This is a genomic window from Aliihoeflea sp. 40Bstr573, from assembly GCF_024105655.1.
Lineage (GTDB): Bacteria > Pseudomonadota > Alphaproteobacteria > Rhizobiales > Rhizobiaceae > Aliihoeflea.
Genome location: NZ_JAAAMH010000004.1, coordinates 195965 through 214784, shown reverse-complemented (window position 1 = coordinate 214784; position 18820 = coordinate 195965). Strand labels below are relative to the sequence as shown.

Annotated in this window: 26 protein-coding genes and 1 pseudogene; 10 read left to right on the top strand and 17 right to left on the bottom strand. The window is 64.2% G+C overall.

What is annotated here, in order from left to right; genetic code table 11:
* The first annotated feature begins 16 nt into the window (after window positions 1-16).
* Genes GTK01_RS07745 through GTK01_RS07735 form a run of 3 tightly spaced genes read left to right on the top strand, consistent with a single transcriptional unit; the run spans window position 17 to window position 1760 of the window.
* On the top strand, window positions 17-685 hold the full coding sequence (locus GTK01_RS07745; protein ID WP_252925299.1) for a nitroreductase family protein: 669 nt from the start codon (window positions 17-19) through the stop codon (window positions 683-685).
* Entirely contained in the window at window positions 682-1119 is a 438-nt protein-coding gene (gene arfB, locus GTK01_RS07740; protein ID WP_252925298.1) for an alternative ribosome rescue aminoacyl-tRNA hydrolase ArfB, read from the top strand. The genes GTK01_RS07745 and arfB overlap by 4 nt, the downstream gene beginning before the upstream one ends.
* Window positions 1119-1760 carry an alpha-ketoglutarate-dependent dioxygenase AlkB gene (locus tag GTK01_RS07735; RefSeq protein WP_252925297.1) on the top strand — a complete coding sequence of 214 codons (642 nt, stop codon included), beginning with the start codon at window positions 1119-1121 and terminating at the stop codon, window positions 1758-1760. The genes arfB and GTK01_RS07735 overlap by 1 nt, the downstream gene beginning before the upstream one ends.
* Here the strand turns inward: GTK01_RS07735 and GTK01_RS07730 are convergent.
* From GTK01_RS07730 to hisA, 5 genes and pseudogenes are all read right to left on the bottom strand, one after another.
* Window positions 1732-2055: pseudogene (locus GTK01_RS07730) on the bottom strand (YnfA family protein). The gene GTK01_RS07735 and the pseudogene GTK01_RS07730 overlap by 29 nt on opposite strands.
* Window positions 2052-3011: a type I pantothenate kinase gene (coaA, locus tag GTK01_RS07725; RefSeq protein WP_252925358.1), complete on the bottom strand. Its 960-nt coding sequence runs from the start codon at window positions 3009-3011 to the stop codon at window positions 2052-2054. Before coaA ends, GTK01_RS07730 begins: the two are co-directional and overlap by 4 nt.
* A gap of 38 nt (window positions 3012-3049) precedes the next feature.
* Complete coding sequence (locus tag GTK01_RS07720; RefSeq protein ID WP_252925296.1) at window positions 3050-3370, bottom strand: phosphoribosyl-ATP diphosphatase; 321 nt, start codon at window positions 3368-3370, stop codon at window positions 3050-3052.
* 14 nt (window positions 3371-3384) lie between these two features.
* A complete protein-coding gene (hisF, locus tag GTK01_RS07715) occupies window positions 3385-4170 on the bottom strand; it encodes an imidazole glycerol phosphate synthase subunit HisF (RefSeq protein WP_252925295.1) in 786 nt (261 codons plus the stop codon).
* Complete coding sequence (hisA, locus tag GTK01_RS07710; protein WP_252925294.1) at window positions 4167-4934, bottom strand: 1-(5-phosphoribosyl)-5-[(5-phosphoribosylamino)methylideneamino]imidazole-4-carboxamide isomerase; 768 nt, start codon at window positions 4932-4934, stop codon at window positions 4167-4169. The genes hisF and hisA overlap by 4 nt, the downstream gene beginning before the upstream one ends.
* 263 nt (window positions 4935-5197) lie before the next feature.
* Here hisA and GTK01_RS07705 point away from each other — a divergent pair, with 263 nt between their 5' ends.
* A complete protein-coding gene (locus GTK01_RS07705; RefSeq protein WP_252925293.1) occupies window positions 5198-5485 on the top strand; it encodes a hypothetical protein in 288 nt (95 codons plus the stop codon).
* Here the strand turns inward: GTK01_RS07705 and hisH are convergent.
* From hisH to hisB, 3 genes are read right to left on the bottom strand one after another with little or no spacing between them, the layout of a single operon-like run.
* Entirely contained in the window at window positions 5482-6132 is a 651-nt protein-coding gene (hisH, locus tag GTK01_RS07700; RefSeq protein WP_252925292.1) for an imidazole glycerol phosphate synthase subunit HisH, read from the bottom strand. The genes GTK01_RS07705 and hisH overlap by 4 nt on opposite strands.
* Window positions 6132-6608 (bottom strand): DUF2628 domain-containing protein, encoded by a 477-nt coding sequence (locus GTK01_RS07695; protein ID WP_252925291.1) that lies wholly within the window; start codon window positions 6606-6608, stop codon window positions 6132-6134. Before GTK01_RS07695 ends, hisH begins: the two co-directional genes overlap by 1 nt.
* Window positions 6609-6612: 4 nt before the next feature.
* Window positions 6613-7224: an imidazoleglycerol-phosphate dehydratase HisB gene (gene hisB / locus GTK01_RS07690; protein WP_252925290.1), complete on the bottom strand. Its 612-nt coding sequence runs from the start codon at window positions 7222-7224 to the stop codon at window positions 6613-6615.
* Between the two features lie 141 nt (window positions 7225-7365).
* On the opposite strand from hisB, the gene hslV reads away from it, so the two are divergent.
* The 4 genes from hslV (at window position 7366) to GTK01_RS07670 (ending at window position 10798) form a co-directional block, all read left to right on the top strand.
* A complete protein-coding gene (gene hslV / locus GTK01_RS07685) occupies window positions 7366-7914 on the top strand; it encodes an ATP-dependent protease subunit HslV (RefSeq protein ID WP_252925289.1) in 549 nt (182 codons plus the stop codon).
* Window positions 7904-8419 (top strand): GNAT family N-acetyltransferase, encoded by a 516-nt coding sequence (locus GTK01_RS07680; RefSeq protein ID WP_252925288.1) that lies wholly within the window; start codon window positions 7904-7906, stop codon window positions 8417-8419. The genes hslV and GTK01_RS07680 overlap by 11 nt, the downstream gene beginning before the upstream one ends.
* Window positions 8416-9714, top strand: a complete 1299-nt coding sequence (hslU, locus tag GTK01_RS07675) for an ATP-dependent protease ATPase subunit HslU (RefSeq protein WP_252925287.1) — start codon at window positions 8416-8418, stop codon at window positions 9712-9714. Before GTK01_RS07680 ends, hslU begins: the two co-directional genes overlap by 4 nt.
* Before the next feature lie 121 nt (window positions 9715-9835).
* Entirely contained in the window at window positions 9836-10798 is a 963-nt protein-coding gene (locus tag GTK01_RS07670) for a DUF1402 family protein (protein WP_252925286.1), read from the top strand.
* Here the strand turns inward: GTK01_RS07670 and GTK01_RS07665 are convergent.
* The 4 genes from GTK01_RS07665 to GTK01_RS07650 are packed head-to-tail and all read right to left on the bottom strand — an operon-like array spanning window position 10747 to window position 13472.
* On the bottom strand, window positions 10747-11151 hold the full coding sequence (locus tag GTK01_RS07665; protein ID WP_252925285.1) for a helix-turn-helix domain-containing protein: 405 nt from the start codon (window positions 11149-11151) through the stop codon (window positions 10747-10749). The two genes, GTK01_RS07670 and GTK01_RS07665, sit on opposite strands and share 52 nt — an antisense overlap.
* Complete coding sequence (locus GTK01_RS07660; RefSeq protein ID WP_252925284.1) at window positions 11148-11699, bottom strand: Smr/MutS family protein; 552 nt, start codon at window positions 11697-11699, stop codon at window positions 11148-11150. Before GTK01_RS07660 ends, GTK01_RS07665 begins: the two co-directional genes overlap by 4 nt.
* Window positions 11696-12757 (bottom strand): murein transglycosylase A, encoded by a 1062-nt coding sequence (locus tag GTK01_RS07655; RefSeq protein WP_252925283.1) that lies wholly within the window; start codon window positions 12755-12757, stop codon window positions 11696-11698. Before GTK01_RS07655 ends, GTK01_RS07660 begins: the two co-directional genes overlap by 4 nt.
* Before the next feature lie 16 nt (window positions 12758-12773).
* Window positions 12774-13472: a Tim44/TimA family putative adaptor protein gene (locus GTK01_RS07650; protein WP_252925282.1), complete on the bottom strand. Its 699-nt coding sequence runs from the start codon at window positions 13470-13472 to the stop codon at window positions 12774-12776.
* A 258-nt stretch (window positions 13473-13730) separates the two neighbouring features.
* Between GTK01_RS07650 and GTK01_RS07645 the strand changes: the two genes are divergently transcribed.
* Complete coding sequence (locus GTK01_RS07645) at window positions 13731-14237, top strand: FxsA family protein (protein ID WP_252925281.1); 507 nt, start codon at window positions 13731-13733, stop codon at window positions 14235-14237.
* 98 nt (window positions 14238-14335) lie between these two features.
* The gene (secB, locus tag GTK01_RS07640) at window positions 14336-14866 is read left to right on the top strand and encodes a protein-export chaperone SecB (protein WP_252925280.1); all 531 of its coding nucleotides are present in this window, start codon (window positions 14336-14338) and stop codon (window positions 14864-14866) included.
* Window positions 14867-14915: 49 nt separating this feature from the next.
* Here secB and dnaQ read toward each other — a convergent pair whose 3' ends face one another.
* From dnaQ to GTK01_RS07615, 5 genes are read right to left on the bottom strand one after another with little or no spacing between them, the layout of a single operon-like run.
* A complete protein-coding gene (gene dnaQ, locus GTK01_RS07635; protein WP_252925279.1) occupies window positions 14916-15641 on the bottom strand; it encodes a DNA polymerase III subunit epsilon in 726 nt (241 codons plus the stop codon).
* Complete coding sequence (coaE, locus tag GTK01_RS07630) at window positions 15634-16233, bottom strand: dephospho-CoA kinase (protein ID WP_252925278.1); 600 nt, start codon at window positions 16231-16233, stop codon at window positions 15634-15636. The genes dnaQ and coaE overlap by 8 nt, the downstream gene beginning before the upstream one ends.
* Window positions 16230-17066 carry a shikimate dehydrogenase gene (locus GTK01_RS07625; RefSeq protein WP_252925277.1) on the bottom strand — a complete coding sequence of 279 codons (837 nt, stop codon included), beginning with the start codon at window positions 17064-17066 and terminating at the stop codon, window positions 16230-16232. Before GTK01_RS07625 ends, coaE begins: the two co-directional genes overlap by 4 nt.
* On the bottom strand, window positions 17059-17658 hold the full coding sequence (locus tag GTK01_RS07620) for a Maf-like protein (protein ID WP_252925276.1): 600 nt from the start codon (window positions 17656-17658) through the stop codon (window positions 17059-17061). The genes GTK01_RS07625 and GTK01_RS07620 overlap by 8 nt, the downstream gene beginning before the upstream one ends.
* The gene (locus tag GTK01_RS07615; protein WP_252925275.1) at window positions 17655-18521 is read right to left on the bottom strand and encodes a pyruvate, water dikinase regulatory protein; all 867 of its coding nucleotides are present in this window, start codon (window positions 18519-18521) and stop codon (window positions 17655-17657) included. The genes GTK01_RS07620 and GTK01_RS07615 overlap by 4 nt, the downstream gene beginning before the upstream one ends.
* Window positions 18522-18820: the final 299 nt, after the last annotated feature.

The window sequence follows — 18820 nt, the reverse complement described above, 5'->3', positions numbered from 1 at the left end:
GATCGGGAGGATATCCATGAAGCACACGCCGCACAGACCGCTCGAATTCAGGCATCGCGACGAAGCCGAGATGATGGCCCGCGCGCAGGATTTCCGGGCGCTGATGAAGGCACGCCGCACCGTGCGCGATTTCTCGCCGCGGCCCGTCCCGCGCGAACTGATCGAGACCTGCATCATGACGGCGGGCGGCGCGCCGTCGGGTGCCAACCAGCAGCCCTGGACCTTCGTGTGCATCGGCGATCCGGCAACGAAGACGGCGATCCGGGAGGCGGCGGAGAAGGAAGAGCGCGAGTTTTACGCCGGCCGCGCCTCGGAGGAATGGCTGGATGCGCTCGCCCCGATCGGCACCGACGCCAACAAGCCCTTCCTGGAAACCGCGCCCTGGCTGGTCGCGATCTTCGCGCAACGCTACGGCCTCGCGGCCGACGGCAAGCGCGTGAAGCACTATTACGTGCCCGAGTCGGTCGGCATCGCCACCGGCTTCCTCATCGCCGCGCTTCACAATGCCGGGCTTGCGACGCTGACCCACACGCCCTCGCCGATGGGTTTCCTCAACGAGATCTGTGGCCGGCCCGAGCATGAGAAGGCGCTGATCCTGCTTGTCGTGGGCTATCCGGAAGACGGCGCGCTGGTGCCGGACATCGGCAAGAAGTCCGCCGGCGACATCATCGTCTGGAAGACATGAGCACGCGCGACGGGCTTTTCATCGCGCCGAATATCGAGATCGCCGAGAGCGAGCTCGAGGAGCAGTTCATTCGTTCTTCAGGGCCCGGTGGCCAGAACGTCAACAAGGTCGCGACCGCCGTCCAGCTCCGCTTCGACGCGGCCAGTTCGCCTACCCTGTCCGAGCGCGTGCGCGAACGAACGATCAAGCTCGCCGGCCAGCGCGCGACCAAGGACGGCGTCATCGTCATCGAGGCCGGCCGCTTCCGCACGCAGGAACAGAACCGCGACGACGCGCGCGCGCGGCTGGCCGAGCTGATCGCCAAGGCCGCCGAACCGCCGCCCAAGCCACGCAGGAAGACCAAGCCGACAAAGGGCTCGGTCGAGCGGCGCCTGAAGGCCAAGTCGGGCCGCTCCACCATCAAGAAGAACCGCGGCAAAGTCGGCTTCGACTGATGGGGAGCTTTGCCCTTCCGACCGGTTTCCGGCACCTGCCCGGCTATTTCGACCGCAGCGCGCAGGAAGCGCTCGTCGCCGAGATCCGTACCGTCGTCGCCGCCGCGCCGCTCTACGTTCCGCGCATGCCGCGTTCGGGCAAGGAAATGAGCGTACGGATGACGAATTGTGGCGATCTGGGCTGGGTCACCGACAAGGAGCGCGGCTATCGCTACCAGCCGACCCATCCCGAGACCGGCGCGCCTTGGCCGTCGATCCCCTCATCGCTTCTGAAACTCTGGAAAAATGAGGCGCAGTTCGCCCCCCCGCCGCAGGCCTGCCTTGTCAATTTCTACGACGCCTCGGCGAAGATGGGCCTCCATCAGGACAAGGACGAGCAGGAGTTCGGGGCACCAGTCGTCTCCGTCTCGCTCGGCGACGATTGTCTGTTCCGCATCGGCGGAGTTGGTCGTTCCGATCCGACGCGCTCGCTGCGACTTTCCTCCGGCGACGTTGTCATTCTTGGCGAGCAAAGCCGACTGGCCTTCCATGGCGTCGATCGCATCTACCCCGGCACGTCGACGCTCTTGAAGAATGGCGGTCGGATCAATCTGACGCTGAGGCGCGTAACGCCTAAGCCGTGCGGGGCCCAAACAGGATGACGGCGGCGCCGATCGGGCAGATCGCGGCGCCCGTCACGTCCCAGCGATCCGGCCGCATGCCCTCGAAAGCCCACAGCTAGGCCAGCGAAGCGGCAATGTAGACGCCGCCATAGGTCGCATAGGCGCGACCTGCGGCTTCCACCTCGACAAGCGTCAACAGATAGGCGAAGGCCACCAGCGAAAGCATGCCGGGGATGAGCCAGAGCGGCGACCTGTCCAGTTTCAGCCATGCCCAGAATGCAAAACAGCCTGCGATTTCGGCAAACGCCGCTGCGATGTAGATCGCGGCGGTCACAGGCGGCGCAGCGCGACTTCCTCGACCAGATGATCGCCGCCTTTGCGCAGGATCAGATCGGCGCGGGGGCGGGTCGGCAGGATGTTCTCGGTCAGGTTCTTCAGGTTGATGTTGGTCCACAGCCCTTCGGCAATGGCGAGCGCGGCCGTTTCGGAAAGCTGCGAATACTTGTGGAAGAAGGCCTCGGGGTTGCGGAAGGCGGTCTCGCGCAGGCGCATGAAGCGCTCGATATACCACTGCCGGATCTGGCTTTCCTCGGCGTCGACATAGATCGAGAAGTCGAAGAAGTCCGAGACGAAAGGCACCACCTTGCCGTCCTTCGGCAGATCGCGCGTCTGCAGGACGTTGATTCCCTCGAAGATCAGGATGTCCGGTTGGTCGATGGTGACGAACTCGCCCGGTAGCACGTCGTAAGTGAAGTGCGAATAGAGCGGCGCGCGCATGTTACGGGCGCCGGACTTGATGCCGGAGAGGAAGCGCAGCAGCGCGCCGACGTCGTAGCTTTCGGGGAAACCCTTGCGCTCCATGAGGTTCTGCCGGCGCAGCTCGGCATTGGGCTGCAGAAAGCCATCGGTCGTCACCAGGTCCACCTTGGGGCTCGACGGCCAGCGCTGAAGGAGCTCCTTCAGGACGCGCGCCGTTGTCGACTTGCCGACCGCCACGGAGCCGGCAATGCCGATGATGAACGGCGTCTTGGTCGCCGCCTCGGACCGGAAGAAAATCTGCCGTTGGCGAAAGAGAAGCTGGCTCGCCTCGACATGGGCAGACAGGAGCCGCGACATCGAGAGATAAATGCGCCGCGTTTCCTCCAGGTCGATCGGATCGCCCATCGAACGCAGGCGCCGGATCTCGTCTTCCGTCAGCGTCAGCGGCGTGTCGGCGCGGAAGCCGGCCCATTCCTCGGCCGAAAACCGGCGATAGGGAGAATAGAACTGGTCCGGCGTGAGCTGGTCCATGCCGCCCGCCTTTTCCTTGCGTGGTCGCTTGCGCGCGCTCATTGCGGTCGCGAGGCCTTTTCGGCGATGCCCGACTGTCCCGTCCGCCGCTCTAGTTCAGCCATCACGTCGGAGAGCGGGATGTCGGCGAGCGCCAGCACCACGGTCAGATGATAGAGCAGGTCGGCCGTCTCGGAAACAAGCTCGCAGCGGTCGCCCTTGACGGCGGCGATGACGGCCTCGACCGCCTCCTCGCCCATCTTCTTGGCAGCCCGCTCAGGCCCCTTGGCGAAAAGCTTCGCCGTCCAGGAATCGGCGGCGCCCGAACGCCCGCGCTCGGAAACGATGCGCTCGAGATCGGCGAGCGTGAAATCGGTCATCAAGCCTCCACGGCTCAGGCGGCGGGATCGAGCCGCATGGGCAATCCAGCTTGTGCCATATGCGCCTTGGCCTGCGCAATCGTATAGGTGCCAAAGTGGAAGATGGAGGCGGCCAGCACAGCCGTCGCATGGCCGTCGCGCACGCCCTCGACCAGATGGTCGAGATTGCCGACGCCGCCCGATGCGATCACCGGCGCGCGCACGGCGTCCGCAATGGTCCGTGTGAGCGCCAGGTCGTAGCCGATCTTGGTGCCGTCGCGATCCATGGAGGTGAGCAGAAGCTCCCCTGCGCCGAGATCGACCATCTTGCGCGCGAACTCCACCGCGTCGATGCCGGTCTTCTCGCGCCCGCCATGGGTGAAGATCTCCCAGCGATCCGGCTCGCCCTCGGCCGAAACCCTCTTTGCGTCGATCGCCACGACGATGCACTGGTTACCGAACTTGTCGGCGGCCTCGGCGACGAAGTCCGGGTTCTTCACGGCTGCGGTGTTGATCGAGACCTTGTCCGCACCGGCAAGCAGCAATTTGCGGATATCCGCAACCTGCCGCACCCCACCGCCCACAGTCAGCGGCATGAAGCACTGCTCGGCGGTGCGCGCCACGATGTCGAAGATCGTTTCGCGATTGTCAGACGAGGCTGTGATGTCGAGGAAACACAGTTCATCCGCACCCGCCGCGTCATACGCCTTCGCCGCCTCCACCGGGTCTCCGGCGTCGATCAGGTCGACGAAGTTGACACCCTTGACGACACGGCCGTCCTTGACGTCGAGACAGGGAATGACACGGGCCTTGAGGGTCACGAACGCGGCTCCTCGAACAGCGCGGGCGGAGCCGGCTTCTCGCCCTTCAGGATCGCCAGCGCCTCGGCCGGGTCGATCCGTCCGTCGTAAAGCGCCCTGCCCGAAATCGCGCCTTCGAGCTTTTGCGCGTCCGGCATGGTCATGCGCACGATGTCGGCGAGCGAGGCGAGCCCGCCCGACGCGATCACCGGGATCGACACCGCGTCGGCAAGCCCGATGGTCGAATCCCAGTTGATGCCCGTCAGGACGCCGTCGCGGTCGATGTCCGTGTAGATGATGGCGGCAACGCCCGCGCCTTCGAATCTCCTGGCAAGTTCCACGACACCGAGGGTCGAGGCTTCCGCCCAGCCCTCGACCGCGACCTTGCCGCCCTTTGCGTCGATGCCCACGGCGATCTTACCCGGGAAAAGCCGGCAAGCTTCCTTCACCAGTTCCGGGTCGCGTACGGCGACCGTGCCCAAGATCACGCGAGAGAGACCCTTTTCCAGCCAGCTTTCGATATGCGCCAGCGTGCGGATGCCACCACCAAGCTGTACCGGGTTCTTCGTCGCCTTCAGGATCGCCTCGACCGACGCGCCATTGACCGACTGGCCCTCGAACGCGCCGTTCAGATCGACGACATGCACCCATTCGAAGCCTTGGTCCTCGAAGGCCTTCGCCTGCGCGGCGGGGTCGGGATTGTAGACGGTCGCCGAGTCCATCTCGCCGAGCTTCAGGCGCACGCACTGACCGTCCTTCAGGTCGATGGCGGGAAAGAGGATCATTAGCTTTGTATCCAGCAGAACCTTTGTAGAACAAGTCTACATGTGAATGAAAGCTTTCGTCTCTGGACTCCTTGAGCGACTCACCCGTAAAAGTTGAATCGCGAATGCAAAAAGCCGGGATTCCGGCCCGGCTTTTTGCGCCCGAAACTAGAAGCGTCGTGGGGCAATAGGATGTTTCCTACAACGGTCAAAAAGCATATCGCCGATTCACCGTCAACGCCTGACATTCGCCGATGCTTCCTGTCCTTCCAGGAGTTACACGAATGACATACTTCTCAGACAAGCAGGCCAAAGATATCTGGAAAGCGCGCTGGCGCGGTGAGGCCGTCCAGTCGCTTGTTGCGCGCTATGGTGAGAACCCGTTCCGCTTCTATGAGGTCTGGAGCGAAGAAAGAAATGAGGGGTCGCGTAAAGCGGCCTATCAGGAGCTCATGACTGAAGATCCATCTTTGGCGAAGCGAACAAATCCAACCCCTCACACTCCTACCCGCCGGGTAACGCAACGCCCACTGCCAAAACCTGACGGTCAAGCCAGTCTGTTCTTTGACTAAGGCTTCCACCTGAGGAAATTGGCGATCAGGGCCAGGCCAAGCGTCTGGCTCTTTTCGGGATGGAACTGCGTGCCGGCGATATTGTCGCGGCCGACGGCGGCTGTGACCGGCCCGCCATAATCGGTCGCCGCCAGAACATGGGCCGGATCGTGGGCGGCGAGTTGGTAAGAGTGGACGAAATAGGCGTGAAGGCCGCCCTCGCCGGTCGGAATGCCGGCGAAAAGCGGGTGGTCCTGTTTCACGTGAATCGTGTTCCAGCCGATTTGCGGAATCTTCAGCGCGGCATCCGCCGGCTCCATTTCCTTCACGTCGCCGGGAATCCAGCCAAGCCCCTCAGTGACGGTCTTCTCGAGGCCGCGCGTCGAGAGCAGCTGCATGCCGACGCAGATGCCGAGAAAGGGGCGCCCCTTGTCGATGACCGTTTCCGTCAGCGCCTCGACCATGCCCGGTACGGCATCGAGCCCACGGCGGCAATCGGCATAGGCGCCGACGCCCGGCAGCACGATGCGATCCGCGCTCGCCACCCGCCCGGCATCGTCGGTCAGTTCGATCTGCGCGTTCGTGCCGCCCTCACGCGCGGCGCGCTCGAAGGCCTTGGTCGCCGAGCGCAGATTGCCTGACCCGTAATCGATGATCGCAACCCGCATCATTTGGCTCCCGGATAGCCGAACAGGCCAAGCGCTGGCCCGCTGTGGCGGACGGCCGGCGTCGGGCGGGACCATGGAGCCATGACGCGCGGCGGCGTTTCGGCTTCCGCGATCACGTCGCGATCGGCCAGATAGCGGATTTCGGCATCCGCCGCGTTCCGCGCCTCGACGACGCCCCACTCGTTCCAGTCGTTTCGCTTCAGGGCGGCGATGCGCAGCGCCGAACCTTCCAGCCCGACATAGATGCCGACGAGGAGCGACAGCCAGGCCGTCGCGCCCCCGAGCCCTGCATAGGCGCCTGCCACCGAAAGCGCCATGGAGGCCACAAGCGCAATTGCCGCTTCCCGCCACATGCGATGGAACGCGAACCAGACGAACGGCACGAGAAAGCCGAAAAAGTGAAAGCCGTCGCGGACCAGAACGGCCTTTTCGGCCGGGTCGCGAACCGGCGGCTCCATCACGACAAAGCTTGCCATTGCCTCAGCCTTTCAACGTGCCCTTGGTCGACGGGATCATGCCCGCCTGCCGCACATCGGGCTCGACCGCCATGCGCAGCGCCCGCGCCACCGCCTTGAAGCAGGTCTCGGCGATGTGGTGGTTGTTGACGCCGTAATGGTTGAGGACGTGCAGCGTGATCCCGGCATTTTGCGCCAGCGCCTGAAAGAACTCGCGCACCAGTTCGGTGTCGAACGTGCCGATCTTCGGTGCGGAGAATAAGACGTTCCACACCAGGAACGGCCGGCCCGACACGTCGATCGCCGCCTTGGTCAGCGTCTCGTCCATGGCAAGGTCGATCGACGCATAGCGCGCGATGCCACGGCGCTCGCCGAGTGCCTTAGCGATCGCCTGGCCGATCGCGATGCCGGTGTCCTCCACCGTGTGGTGGTCGTCGATATGGAGGTCGCCCTTCGCCTTGACCGTCATGTCGATCAGCGAATGGCGCGCAAGCTGATCGAGCATATGGTCGAAGAAGCCGACGCCGGTCGCGATCTGCGAGCGACCCGTGCCGTCGAGATCGACCGTGACGGCGATCTCCGTTTCCTTCGTCTTGCGCTCGATCGTCGCGCTGCGCGCGCCCTTGCCGTCGGCCATCGTGGCGTCCCTGCCCTCATGAGATAAGCGCTTGCCTCATACCAGCCTCGGTGCGCCGATTGCAAACGCTTACCGGCAGCATACATAACCAGCCGAGTGGCGGGCGCCGTCGGGCCTGCCGGAGACAGTATCGGAGAAGATATGTCCAACGAGACTTCCATGCACGCGACGACAATCGTCACCGTGCGCAAGGGCAACAAGGTCGTGATCGCCGGAGACGGGCAGGTCAGCCTTGGCCAGACAATCATGAAGGGCAACGCCCGCAAGGTGCGCCGCATCGGAAAGGGCAACGTCATTTCCGGCTTTGCCGGCGCCACTGCCGACGCCTTCACCCTTCTCGAACGGCTTGAAGCCAAACTCGAGCAGTATCCCGACCAGCTCACCCGCGCCTGCGTCGAACTCGCCAAGGACTGGCGCACGGATCGCTATCTGCGCCGCCTCGAAGCCATGATGCTCGTCGCCGACAAGTCGGTGACGCTCGCGCTCACCGGCAATGGCGACGTGCTCGAACCCGAGCAGGGCGTCATGGCGATCGGTTCCGGCGGCAATTATGCGCTCGCGGCCGCCCGCGCCCTGATCGACACCGACCGCGACGCCGAGGAGATCGCGCGCCGCGCCATGCAGATCGCCGGCGAAATCTGCGTCTACACCAACTCCAACGTCGTCATGGAAGTGCTGGATGCCGAATAGGCCGCGCTACGCGTTCCGTTCGCTCGAGCCCGACGATCTGCCGATGCTCCGCGCCTGGCTGCGCGCGCCACATGTACGCGAATGGTGGGGCGATCCCGACAAGGGCCTGGCCGAGATCGAAGCGGCGATGGACGACATCTCGACCGAACCGCTGATCGTCGAGCTCGACGGCAGTCCGATCGCCTACCTGCAGTCCTACGATCCGCATCTGGAGGACGAGCATCCCTACGCCGACCAGCCCATGGGCACACTCGGTCTCGACATCTCGATCGGTGCAGCCGATCTCATCGGCAAGGGACACGGCAGCGCGATCGTCGCGCAGTTCGCCGCGGAACTCTTCGGCGAAGGCGCGCCGCGCCTCGTCATCGACCCGCATCCCGACAATGCCCGCGCGATCCGCGCCTACGAGAAGGCCGGCTTCCGCCATATCGACACGCGCAACTCACAATTTGGTCCGGCCCACCTGATGGCGCTGGACGCACCGCAGGACATCGAAAACTCATGAGCACATTTTCCCCCCGCGAGATCGTTTCCGAACTCGACCGCTACATCATCGGCCAGAAGGACGCCAAGCGCGCCGTCGCCATCGCCTTGCGAAATCGCTGGCGCCGCCAGCAGCTCGACGGACAGATGCGCGAAGAGGTCATGCCGAAGAACATCCTGATGATCGGGCCGACCGGCGTCGGCAAGACCGAGATTTCGCGCCGCCTCGCCAAGCTCGCCGGCGCCCCCTTCATCAAGGTCGAGGCGACCAAGTTCACCGAGGTCGGCTATGTCGGCCGCGACGTCGAGCAGATCATCCGCGATCTGGTCGAGACCGCCATCGGCCTGACGCGCGAGAAGATGCGCGAGGACGTCAAGGCGCGTGCGCATATCAATGCCGAGGAACGCGTTCTCGAAGCGCTGGTCGGCAAGACGGCCAGCCCCGCGACGCGCGATTCCTTCCGCAAGAAGCTGCGCGCCGGCGAGCTCGACGACAAGGAAATCGAGGTGGAAGTCGCCGATACCGGTGCGCCGATGGGCGGATTCGAGATTCCCGGAATGCCCGGCGCGCAGGTGCTGAACATCAACGACATGCTCCAAAAGGCGATGGGCGGACAAAAGACGAAGACCCGCAAGACGACCGTCAAGGAATCCTACGGCCACCTGATCAATGACGAGTCCGACAAGCTTCTCGACAATGACGAGGTCATCGCCCGCGCTCTGGACGTGACGCAGAATGACGGCATCGTCTTTCTCGACGAGATCGACAAGGTGGCCGGCAGCGACAGCCGCACCGGGCCTTCCCGCGAGGGCGTCCAGCGCGATCTCCTGCCGCTCGTGGAGGGTACGACCGTTGCAACCAAATACGGGCCGGTGAAGACGGACCATATCCTCTTCATCGCGTCCGGCGCGTTCCACGTCGCCAAGCCGTCGGACCTCCTGCCAGAGCTTCAGGGCCGTCTGCCGATCCGCGTCGAACTGCGCGCGCTCGAGAAGGACGATTTCCGCCGCATCCTCACGGAAACCGAGGCGAGCCTCATCAAGCAATACATTGCGCTGATGGACACCGAAGGCGTCACGCTCGATTTCACGGACGATGCGATCGACGAACTTGCCGGCATCGCCGTCGACCTCAACGCCAGCGTCGAGAACATCGGCGCGCGGCGCCTCCAGACGGTCATGGAACGCGTGCTGGACGAGATTTCCTTTGAGGCGCCGGACAAATCGGGCTCCACGGTCACGGTCGACGCCGAATATGTGCGCAAATACGTCGGCGATCTTGCCAAGAACACAGATTTGTCCCGTTTCATTCTGTAGGCCGTTTGGCAACACCTCGCGACGAAGTGAGCGAATCACGAACCGTCGGGCGCAATCCGCGCTCGACGGGTCGATGACCGCTCACTATGTTCGCGGCGCTTTGGCCGGGGCCCCGAATCTCATGAAAGCATTTGCCGGACTGGTTCTGTCCCTTTCGCTTGCGCTCGTTGCGGGCGAGGCGCAGGCCGTCACGAAAGTTCCGCCCGGCAACCGCAATGTCGAGCAGCCGAGCGTTCCCGGTGGCTCCGCAAGCCGGACCCGTGCGCTGTCGACGACCTACGAGGCGAAGTACCAGCGCGTCCTGCGCCTCTTCCAACAGGACGAGACGCTTCGCTCCAAGATCCGACAGGTGTCCGCCAGCTATGGCCTCGATCCCGTTCACATGGCGGGCGCCATTATTGGCGAGCACACCTACAATGTCGACGCCTACGACCGGCTGCAGACCTACTACGTCAAGGCCGTCTCCTACCTGTCGACCAGCTTCCAGTTCGCCCATGGCGGGGAAAACATCGCCACGTTCGTCGGCCGACCCGAATTTGCCGAATGCAACGCCGTCGCCGCCGACAGCTATGATCTGTGGTCGTGCCGCGAAGTCGTCTGGGAACGGGATTTCCGTGGCCGGACCGTGGACGGCCGCTCCTACCCCGACGATCGGTTCGGCGCGGTCTTCTTTCAACCCTTCTATGCCGGCCAGACCTTCGGCATCGGCCAGCTCAACCCGCTGACCGCGCTGCAGATGAGCGACCTCGTCCACCAGGTCTCCGGCCTGCCGAAGCTCGATGCGTCCGACCCGCAGGCTGTCTACCGCACGATCATGGACCCGGACCTGACGCTCGCCTACGTCGCCGCGACCTTGAAGACCTCGATCGACGCCTACCGCCGCATCGCCGGCTTCGACATTTCCGACAATCCAGGCGTCACTTCGACCCTCTACAACGTCGGCAATCCCGAGCAGCGCGCCTATGGCCTCAAGCTTGAAAACAGCCAGCGTGCCGCGCGCGGAGAAGCCCCTCGCCTTCCCGAAGAGAACTACTATGGCTGGCTGGTCAACGATCGGCTCGAGGATCTGGAAGCGCTTTTCTGATCGATCTCGTCGAGTAGCGCGACGATCCGCGCGATGTCGTCCTCGCCCAGCGCACCGATCTGCAGCGCCATGCGGTTCGCTAGCGCCGTCGCCGATGGCGACAGCCCGGCCGTATTGACGGTGACGCGCGGATCGGACCGGGCCGCCAAGGCCTCCAGTTCCTCCGCTTCGTCCCAGATCACATTGAAGAAGCCGATGATCTTCTGCACCGTTGCCCAGTTGGGCACGCCCCGCCGGCCATGCTCCAGTGCCGACAGATAGGCCGGGCTGACGCCAAGCGCGGCCGCCATCTCCTTTTGCGCGATGCCGCGCTCCGTGCGCATCGCGCGCAACTTCTCGCCGAACGGCGTCACGCCGCATCTCCCGGACGCCGGCGCAGGCGCACATACATCGCGCCCTGCCCGCCATGGTGGCGTGCGGCATCCTCATGCGCCGAAATCAGGCCGCGAAAAGCGGGCGTTGCGAACCATTGCGGCACCTGCCGGCGCAACACGCCGTCGCTGCCCATCGAAGATCCCTTTCCCGTCACCACCAGAACATGGCGCCGCCCCTGCGCATAGGCATTGTGCAGGAAAGCGAGGAGGACGCCATGGGCCTCGGCAAGCGTCATGCCGTGAAGATCCACCTTGCCTTCGATCGCGAGCCGCCCCTTGGCGAGCTTCTTCTTCGTCGGCCGATCGATTATTGGCCGCTGCACTGGCTCGCGGCGCAAGGCCTCGGCCTGGTGCTTGGCGTCGGCGATTACCGGCGGCAGAGCCGGTGAAGCCTTGGCCTCGTCACTGGCCAGACCCTCCTCCATCTCTTCGGGAAAGCTCTTGCCCGGCATCGGCGCGACGGACCGCGCGACCTTCGACCAGAGCTGGCGGTCCTCCCGGCTCAGTCCCCTGGCGCGCCGCGTCATGTCAGCCGCTCCGCGGCCGCATTGGGCACCAGCATGATGAATTCGGCCGGATGCTTGATGACGCCCGCGGTTTCGCCCGCCTCGTCTCCCGAACCGCAGAAGATGTCCCCCCGCGCCGGACCGACGATCGCCGAACCGGTGTCCTGCGCGATCATCAGCCGCGCGAAATCCAGGTCAGGCGCTTCGACGAAGAACGGCGTGGCGAATGTGTGCAGCTTGCGGTCGATTGCGAGCGACCGCCCCGCCGTCAGCTGCACCTTCGCGGCTGCGATCGCGCCGAGAGCCGGGTCGTCGACCTGGACATCCTTGAAGAAGATGAACGAGCGATTGTGCCAAAGAATTTCGTCGATCCGGGCCGGATTGACGGCAAACCAGGCCCGGATCGACTGCATCGTGACGTCTTTTCGCGGAATTTCGCCTAGGTCCGCGAGAATTTTCCCTGGTCCGACGAAGGAGTGGCCCGATTTCGCCGCATAGGTTACCCGCCGCTCGCTGCCATCCGTCATCATCAGTCGGGCCGCGCCCTGGACATGGATAAAGAACAGATCGACCTTGTCGGCCAGCCACGCGATTTCAAGGCCGCGCCCTTCAAGCGCGCCGCGCTCGATCTCGCCTCGGTCGAAGAACGGAACGATGCCCGCCGCGGTCTGCCGACCGAAGACGATTTGTGCATCCCACCCGGCGGGGCGATTCTCGTCGGTGACATCGACGAGGTCCGCTGGCCGCGTCAGGATGGGATGGCGGAAATGCGCGGTGCGTTTGGGACTGGCCTCGACCACAGGCTCGTAGAAGCCGGTGACGAAACCCTCGGCCAAGATTCGCGCTGGACGGAAATGCCGTTCGAAGAAGGCGCGGGCATCGTCCACGCCGTCTCGCGCGCAAGCGAATGCAGGCTCGAGATCTTCGGCGCAAATGCCGAACGCGCCCGTCTTGCAGCGCTTTTCCAGATTGCGGAAAGCCGAGCGGCGGAATGCGCCAAAGGCGGCGCGATGCTCGTCGCTGCGCCAGTTCGCGATGTCGTCGAACCTCAGGAAATCGAGAGCAGCCGGCGTGTTCATGCCAGCGGAACCGGATCTATTCTTCCGCTTCGGTGGCGACCAGCTTCCAGTTCGGGTCGCGCGAGCGCGTATCGCGGGCGAAGGTCCACACATCCTTGACCTCAACGACAGCCTCCGGATCGCCGTCGATCACCTCGCCCGATGCATTGCGCGTCGCCGAGATCAGTTCGCTGACGATGCGCAGCGTGACATGCGCCTCCGAGCCCTTCTGCTCGGCACCCACAATTTCCGCCTTGTCGATGCCGACGAAGGAAGACTGCACCTTTTCGCCCCGCGCCTCGCGGTCGGCGATAGCCTGGACGAAACCGTCATGAACCTCGCGCGAGAGCAGGTTCTTCAACGTTTGGCGGTCGCCGTCAGCATAGGCCATCACGATCATCTCGTAGGCCATCTTGGCGCCATCGACGAACTGCGCGGGATCGAAACTCGGATCGGCCTGCCTGATGGCGCGCAGGCCGTTGTTGACGGGCGTGCCTTCCGGCGCGACGGCGTCGATCGCCGCATAGTCGGGAGCAGGCGCAGCGTCGCCCATGCGGCGGCGCGGCAGCGAAACGACATTCTCGGGAGCCGCCTGCTTGTCGCTCTCGGGCCGTGTGTAGGGATCTTGCGGCGGCCGCTCGTTGCCCGTGCGCCTGCCGAGCACGCTGCGCAGTTGATAAAAGATCACCGCGGCGGCGACGAGGAAGAAGATGGTTCCGAAATCGAAGAATTCCATGTCGTCCGCCAAGACCCTGTTTGTCGTTACACTGGAGCGCCGGATCGAATTCCTGCCGGTCGCCCGGCGATGCCCGATGCTCGCTACTCAATTCGGATCGCAAATCCACGCTTGGAGCGTGGTTGCGCACTAGGTGAAGCCCTCTGGCGCGAATTCAAGCGCCCGTTCCATCTTTTGCATATAGATCGCCGCAGCGCTGCATTCAAATGGACGCAGGCCCTTCCTATATATCGGCGAACCGACTTTGAGGCTTCTATTGTGCGATTTTCGCTGATCCCCCTTCTCATCCTCGCCATGCCACTGGTCGAGATCGCGACCTTCATCGCGGTCGGCAGCCAGATCGGCGTGTTGGCGACGCTCGGACTTATCTTCGCGTCGGCTTTTCTCGGCATCATTCTCGTGCGCGTCCAGGGCTTCAGCACGATCCAGCGCATCCGTGCCGAGCTCGATCGCGGCGGCTCGCCCGGACGCGACCTCGTGCACGGCATGATGATCGTGGTCGCCGGCCTCCTCCTGATCATTCCAGGCTTCGTCACCGACGCCATCGGCCTCCTCCTCTTTCTGCCGCCGGTGCGCGATTTTGGCTGGCGCCTGCTGCGCGAGCGCATTCGCGTAACCACTGTCCAGGGCGGTGCCGCATGGCAGGCGAGGCGCCGCACGCGCGACGGCGTGGTCGATCTCGATGCCGATGACTACAGCGACCTTTCGGCGCCGGGCGAGCAACCCACGCGCTCGCCCTCCGATCCGCGCCTGCCGCCGCGCTGAACTTGTAACGATCGGGCGTGCATGTTAGCGAACGCCCGATTTATTGGAGCAACAGCCGTCCGGACGCCCCTGGTTCGGACGAGGAGAGGAACGACGAGATGGCCGAAACGCCCGAAAACACCAATGGTCAAAACGGCGGCGGCGCCGCACAGCCCGGCGCGCAGCCCCAGCAGGGGGCGACCTTCAACGTCGTCTCGCAATATGTGAAGGATCTGTCCTTCGAGAACCCGGGCGCGCCCAAGTCGCTGCGCACGCGCACTCAGCCGCCCGGCATCAACATCAACGTCAATGTCAATGCGAACCCGATCGCCGACAAGGAATTCGACGTCGTCCTGACGATCAACGCCAAGGCGGAAGTCGAAAACACAGTCGTCTTCAATGCCGAGCTCGTCTATGGCGGCGTCTTCCGGATCGACGGCTTCCCGCAGGAACACATGCTGCCGCTGCTCTTCATCGAGTGCCCGCGCCTGCTCTTCCCTTTCGCCCGCCAGATCATCGCCGACATCACGCGCCAGGGCGGCTTCCCGCCGCTGATGATCGACCCGATCGATTTTGCGCAGATGTTCCAGCGCCGCATGGCCGAGGAACAGGCACGCGCCAAGGTGGCGCAGCCGACCGGCACCGCCTGATCACTGCACCAAGAACCAGAAACCCGGCCTTAGCGCCGGGTTTTTTGTTTCAGGAGCCGTTGGCCGACGCTGCATATGACGGTTCCACCACCCGCCAGATCGCATTGTCGCCAAGCGTGCCGACGAGGGCCGCGTGGGCTGCGATCTCGTCCTCGCTGAGACGAGGCGCGAGCGGCCGAGGGCGCGGACGGATATCGATCACCGCCATTCCATCGGAACGCTCGCCAGTGCCATTCGCCTGCACGTCGAGCACGAGCGCGGCCTGCCTACCGCCGATCAGTTCGATATAGACTTCCGCAAGCAGTTCCGAATCGAGCAGCGCGCCGTGCTTGGTACGGTGCGAATTGTCGATGCCATAGCGCCGGCAAAGCGCGTCCAGCGAGTTCGGTCCCATCGGGTGCTTGCGCCGTGCTATCGCCAGCGTGTCGACGACACGAGCCGGTTCGATCATGTCGACGCCAAGCCGGCCGAACTCGGCATTGAGAAAGCCGATGTCGAAATTGGCATTGTGCGCGATCAGATGCGCGCCCTCGGTGAAGGCGAGCAGGTCGGCGAGAATACCGTCGAAGGTGGGCTTGTCGGCGAGCGAGGCATCGGTGATGCCGTGAACCGCCAGCGCCTCGGGATGCACCTGCCGGCCTTGCGGATTGATATAGACGTGGAAGCTGCGCCCGGTCGGGAAGCGGTTGACGAGTTCGATACCGCCGAATTCGATGATCCTGTCCTCGTTCGGGTCGAGACCGGTCGTTTCGGTGTCGAATATGATCTCACGCATCGGATCTCGCTTCTGCCTCGAGTTTCGCCACGATCGCCTCGACGGCCGCCCGCGCCGCCTCCAACCCTCCGCCACTGTCGACGATGAAATCGGCGCGTCGTCGCTTGTCGGCGTCGGGCACCTGCTTGGCAAGGATCGCCTCGAACTTCTCCACCGACATCCCGGGCCGCGCAAGCACCCGTTCGCGCTGGATTTCGGCCGGCGCGGAGACGACGACGATGCGGTCGACCCGCCCCTCCCCGCCGGTTTCGAACAGAAGCGGGATGTCGAGCACCACCAGCTTGCGTCCCGCCGAGCGATGTTCGGCGAGAAAAGCGTCGGCATCGGCCCGCACCAGCGGATGGACGATGCGCTCGACGGTCTTCAACGCCGCTGCGTCGCCCAGGATGCACGCACCGAGAAGCGTGCGGTCGACGACGCCGTCCCTCACGGTTCCAGGGAAGGCGGCTTCTATCAAGGGTGCGGCCTTGCCGGCATAGAGCCGGTGCACAGCCTCGTCCGAATCGTGAACCGGCACGCCCGCCTCGCGAAAAAACCGCGCGGTGGTCGACTTGCCCATGCCGATCGATCCGGTCAACCCGATGACGATCATCTCGCGCCCTCCAGATCGGCGACGATCATCGCGCGCAATTGCGGCGTAACCGCCGGCCTGACGCCGAACCAGCGCTCGAACCCGGGCACTGCCTGATGCAGCAGCATGCCGAGCCCGTCGACCGTCTTCAAGCCGCGTGATTTAGCGCGCGCCAGAAGCGGCGTTGTCAGAGGCGCATAGACGATGTCGGTCACGATCGCGTGGTCCTGGAGTGCGTCGAGGTCGAGGTCGAGCGGCGGCTGGCCCTTCATGCCGAGCGACGTCGTGTTGATGAGCAGATCCGTTTTCGCAAGCAAGGCCGACGCCTGGTCGAGCCCGGCCGGCTTGACGCCCGGAAAGGCCAGCGCCAGCTCGCCGGCCCGCGCGGCCGAACGGTTGGCCACCGTGACCTTGCCGATGCCCGCCTCGCGCAAAGCATGAAGCACCGCCCGCGCCGCGCCGCCCGCGCCCAGCACGAGAGCCGTCTCCGCCGCGCGCCAGTGCGGCGCGCCCGCGTCGAGATTGGCTGCGAAGCCATATGCGTCGGTGTTGCCGCCGATGAGTTGGCCGTTGTCGAGCCAGAGCGTGTTGACCGCGCCGATGGCGCTTGCGGCAGCGTCGCGGCGATGGACGGCCTCGAAGACGGCCTCCTTGTGCGGGATGGTGACGTTGCCGCCGCAAAACAGGCCGCGCCGCACGCTTTCGAGGAATCCGGGCAGGTCGCCCGGTGCGACGTCGACGGCCCGATATTCGCCCGCAATGTCATGCGCGGCCAGCCAATGGCCGTGTATCATCGGCGAGCGAGAATGCGCGATCGGATGGCCGATCACGAAAGCGCTGGTCATGTCAGCCATCGATGGCGCCCAGTTCGCGCAGCCTTTTCAAGAGCGGCAGGAGGGGCAGGCCGATGATGGTGAAGTGATCGCCCTCGATCTTCTCGAAGAGCTGGATGCCCCTGCCCTCGATCTGATAGGCGCCCACGGACGACAAGGCCACGTCTCCCACTGCCGACAGATGGCGACCGACGAAACACGGATCGAGTTCGCGCATCGTCATCGACGCGACCGACAGATGACGCCAGATCGTCTCGCCATCCTGAACGATGACCACCGCGCTGTTCAGCTGGTGCGTCTTGCCGGACAGCATCAGGAGCCGTCGGCGCGCCTCCTCCATGTCAGCGGGTTTGTGAATGAGTTCCTCGCCCAACGACAAGGTCTGGTCGCAGCCGATGACCAAGGCGCCCGGATGGTTCTGGCTGACATCCACGGCTTTTGCCTCGGCGAGGATTTGCGCCAGGTCGTCAGGGCGAAGACCTGCACCACCGACTGCATCCTCGACCGCGCGCTCGTCTATGGCCGGTCGTTCCACGCTAAGGTCAATGCCGGCGTCTTCCAGCATCTTGCGACGGAACGGGCTCCCCGAAGCCAGGATAATCTCTTGTCTCACAGCGCCTCCTCGCGATGGCTCTTGTTGCGCAACGCGACGATGGCTGCTGCGGTTTCCTCGATCGAGCGCCGCGTGACGTCGATCATCGGCCAGCCATGCCGGTTGCAGATCTGACGGGCATAGGCCAGTTCCTCCGAAATCGAAAGCCGGTCGACATAGTCGCCATGATTGAAACCGGCCCCGCCCAGCATGCGGTTCTGGCGCACCTGCGAAATCCGCTCAGCCGTCGCGATCAGGCCGACGATCAGCGGCTTTTTCGCGGTGACGATCTGCGGCGGGATCGGCACCCCGATGACGATCGGGACATTCGCTGTCTTGATACCGCGATTGGCGAGATAGATCGAGGTCGGCGTCTTCGAGGTGCGGGAAATACCGATCAAAACGATGTCGGCTTCTTCGATGTCCGGCGGCAACTGGCCGTCATCGTGTTCCATGGTGAAGTTGAGGGCGTCGATGCGGCGGAAATAATCCGCATCGAGAACATGCTGTGCGCCGACGCGGCGGCCTGCCGGCGTACCGAGATAGGACTGGAAAACCAGCAAAACCGGCTCGAGTACGGAGACGCATGGCAGGCCGAGTGACTGGCAATGCGCATCGATCCGTGCCGCCAGTTCCTGGTCGACCACCGTATAGAGCACGATGCCCGGCGCTTCCTCGATGTCGACAAAGACGTTTTCGAGCTGCTTTTCGGTTCTGATCAGCGGGTAGATGTGCTCGATCGCGCGTGCGTTCTTGTATTGCGCCGCCGCGGCGCGGCCGGCCGCCAGCAGCGTCTCGCCGGTCGCGTCCGAAATCAGGTGAAGATGGAAGAAGTTCTGCGGTTTGTTCACGGGATTCTGCCTGCCCTGTGGGCGACTGTGCATAAAGCGGGAGAGCGGCAGGGCCGATCGCGGGCCAATGTATCAGATGGCGGTTTCTCCACAATTCGCTCTCCTGTGAGATCGGAATCGCGCTTGTGGGAAACTGCGTGGGCAACGGCGCCGGTTTCACAGGCCGGGTTATGAAGGCGCATTGGCATGGGCGAGTGCAAGTGCTTGGCCAGTAAAGACGAATCACGCCCGTCCCCGTTGATCGTCAACAGGTTTCGCAATTCGCCTTGCGGCGATATAACCACTGGCCGACGCGCACGCGTTCGGGGAGAAGCGGGAAACCCCGATTCCAA

Excerpts from the sequence above, each read along its gene's own strand:
- GTK01_RS07745 (WP_252925299.1), top strand. The coding sequence starts at position 17 with ATGAAGCACACGCCGCACAGACCGCTCGAATTCAGGCATCGCGACGAA.
- arfB (WP_252925298.1), top strand. The coding sequence starts at position 682 with ATGAGCACGCGCGACGGGCTTTTCATCGCGCCGAATATCGAGATCGCC.
- GTK01_RS07735 (WP_252925297.1), top strand. The coding sequence starts at position 1,119 with ATGGGGAGCTTTGCCCTTCCGACCGGTTTCCGGCACCTGCCCGGCTAT.
- coaA (WP_252925358.1), bottom strand. The coding sequence starts at position 3,011 with ATGGACCAGCTCACGCCGGACCAGTTCTATTCTCCCTATCGCCGGTTT.
- GTK01_RS07720 (WP_252925296.1), bottom strand. The coding sequence starts at position 3,370 with ATGACCGATTTCACGCTCGCCGATCTCGAGCGCATCGTTTCCGAGCGC.
- hisA (WP_252925294.1), bottom strand. The coding sequence starts at position 4,934 with ATGATCCTCTTTCCCGCCATCGACCTGAAGGACGGTCAGTGCGTGCGC.
- GTK01_RS07705 (WP_252925293.1), top strand. The coding sequence starts at position 5,198 with ATGACATACTTCTCAGACAAGCAGGCCAAAGATATCTGGAAAGCGCGC.
- hisH (WP_252925292.1), bottom strand. The coding sequence starts at position 6,132 with ATGCGGGTTGCGATCATCGATTACGGGTCAGGCAATCTGCGCTCGGCG.
- GTK01_RS07695 (WP_252925291.1), bottom strand. The coding sequence starts at position 6,608 with ATGGCAAGCTTTGTCGTGATGGAGCCGCCGGTTCGCGACCCGGCCGAA.
- hisB (WP_252925290.1), bottom strand. The coding sequence starts at position 7,224 with ATGGCCGACGGCAAGGGCGCGCGCAGCGCGACGATCGAGCGCAAGACG.
- hslV (WP_252925289.1), top strand. The coding sequence starts at position 7,366 with ATGTCCAACGAGACTTCCATGCACGCGACGACAATCGTCACCGTGCGC.
- GTK01_RS07680 (WP_252925288.1), top strand. The coding sequence starts at position 7,904 with ATGCCGAATAGGCCGCGCTACGCGTTCCGTTCGCTCGAGCCCGACGAT.
- hslU (WP_252925287.1), top strand. The coding sequence starts at position 8,416 with ATGAGCACATTTTCCCCCCGCGAGATCGTTTCCGAACTCGACCGCTAC.
- GTK01_RS07670 (WP_252925286.1), top strand. The coding sequence starts at position 9,836 with ATGAAAGCATTTGCCGGACTGGTTCTGTCCCTTTCGCTTGCGCTCGTT.
- GTK01_RS07660 (WP_252925284.1), bottom strand. The coding sequence starts at position 11,699 with ATGACGCGGCGCGCCAGGGGACTGAGCCGGGAGGACCGCCAGCTCTGG.
- GTK01_RS07655 (WP_252925283.1), bottom strand. The coding sequence starts at position 12,757 with ATGAACACGCCGGCTGCTCTCGATTTCCTGAGGTTCGACGACATCGCG.
- GTK01_RS07650 (WP_252925282.1), bottom strand. The coding sequence starts at position 13,472 with ATGGAATTCTTCGATTTCGGAACCATCTTCTTCCTCGTCGCCGCCGCG.
- secB (WP_252925280.1), top strand. The coding sequence starts at position 14,336 with ATGGCCGAAACGCCCGAAAACACCAATGGTCAAAACGGCGGCGGCGCC.
- dnaQ (WP_252925279.1), bottom strand. The coding sequence starts at position 15,641 with ATGCGTGAGATCATATTCGACACCGAAACGACCGGTCTCGACCCGAAC.
- coaE (WP_252925278.1), bottom strand. The coding sequence starts at position 16,233 with ATGATCGTCATCGGGTTGACCGGATCGATCGGCATGGGCAAGTCGACC.
- GTK01_RS07625 (WP_252925277.1), bottom strand. The coding sequence starts at position 17,066 with ATGGCTGACATGACCAGCGCTTTCGTGATCGGCCATCCGATCGCGCAT.
- GTK01_RS07615 (WP_252925275.1), bottom strand. The coding sequence starts at position 18,521 with ATGCACAGTCGCCCACAGGGCAGGCAGAATCCCGTGAACAAACCGCAG.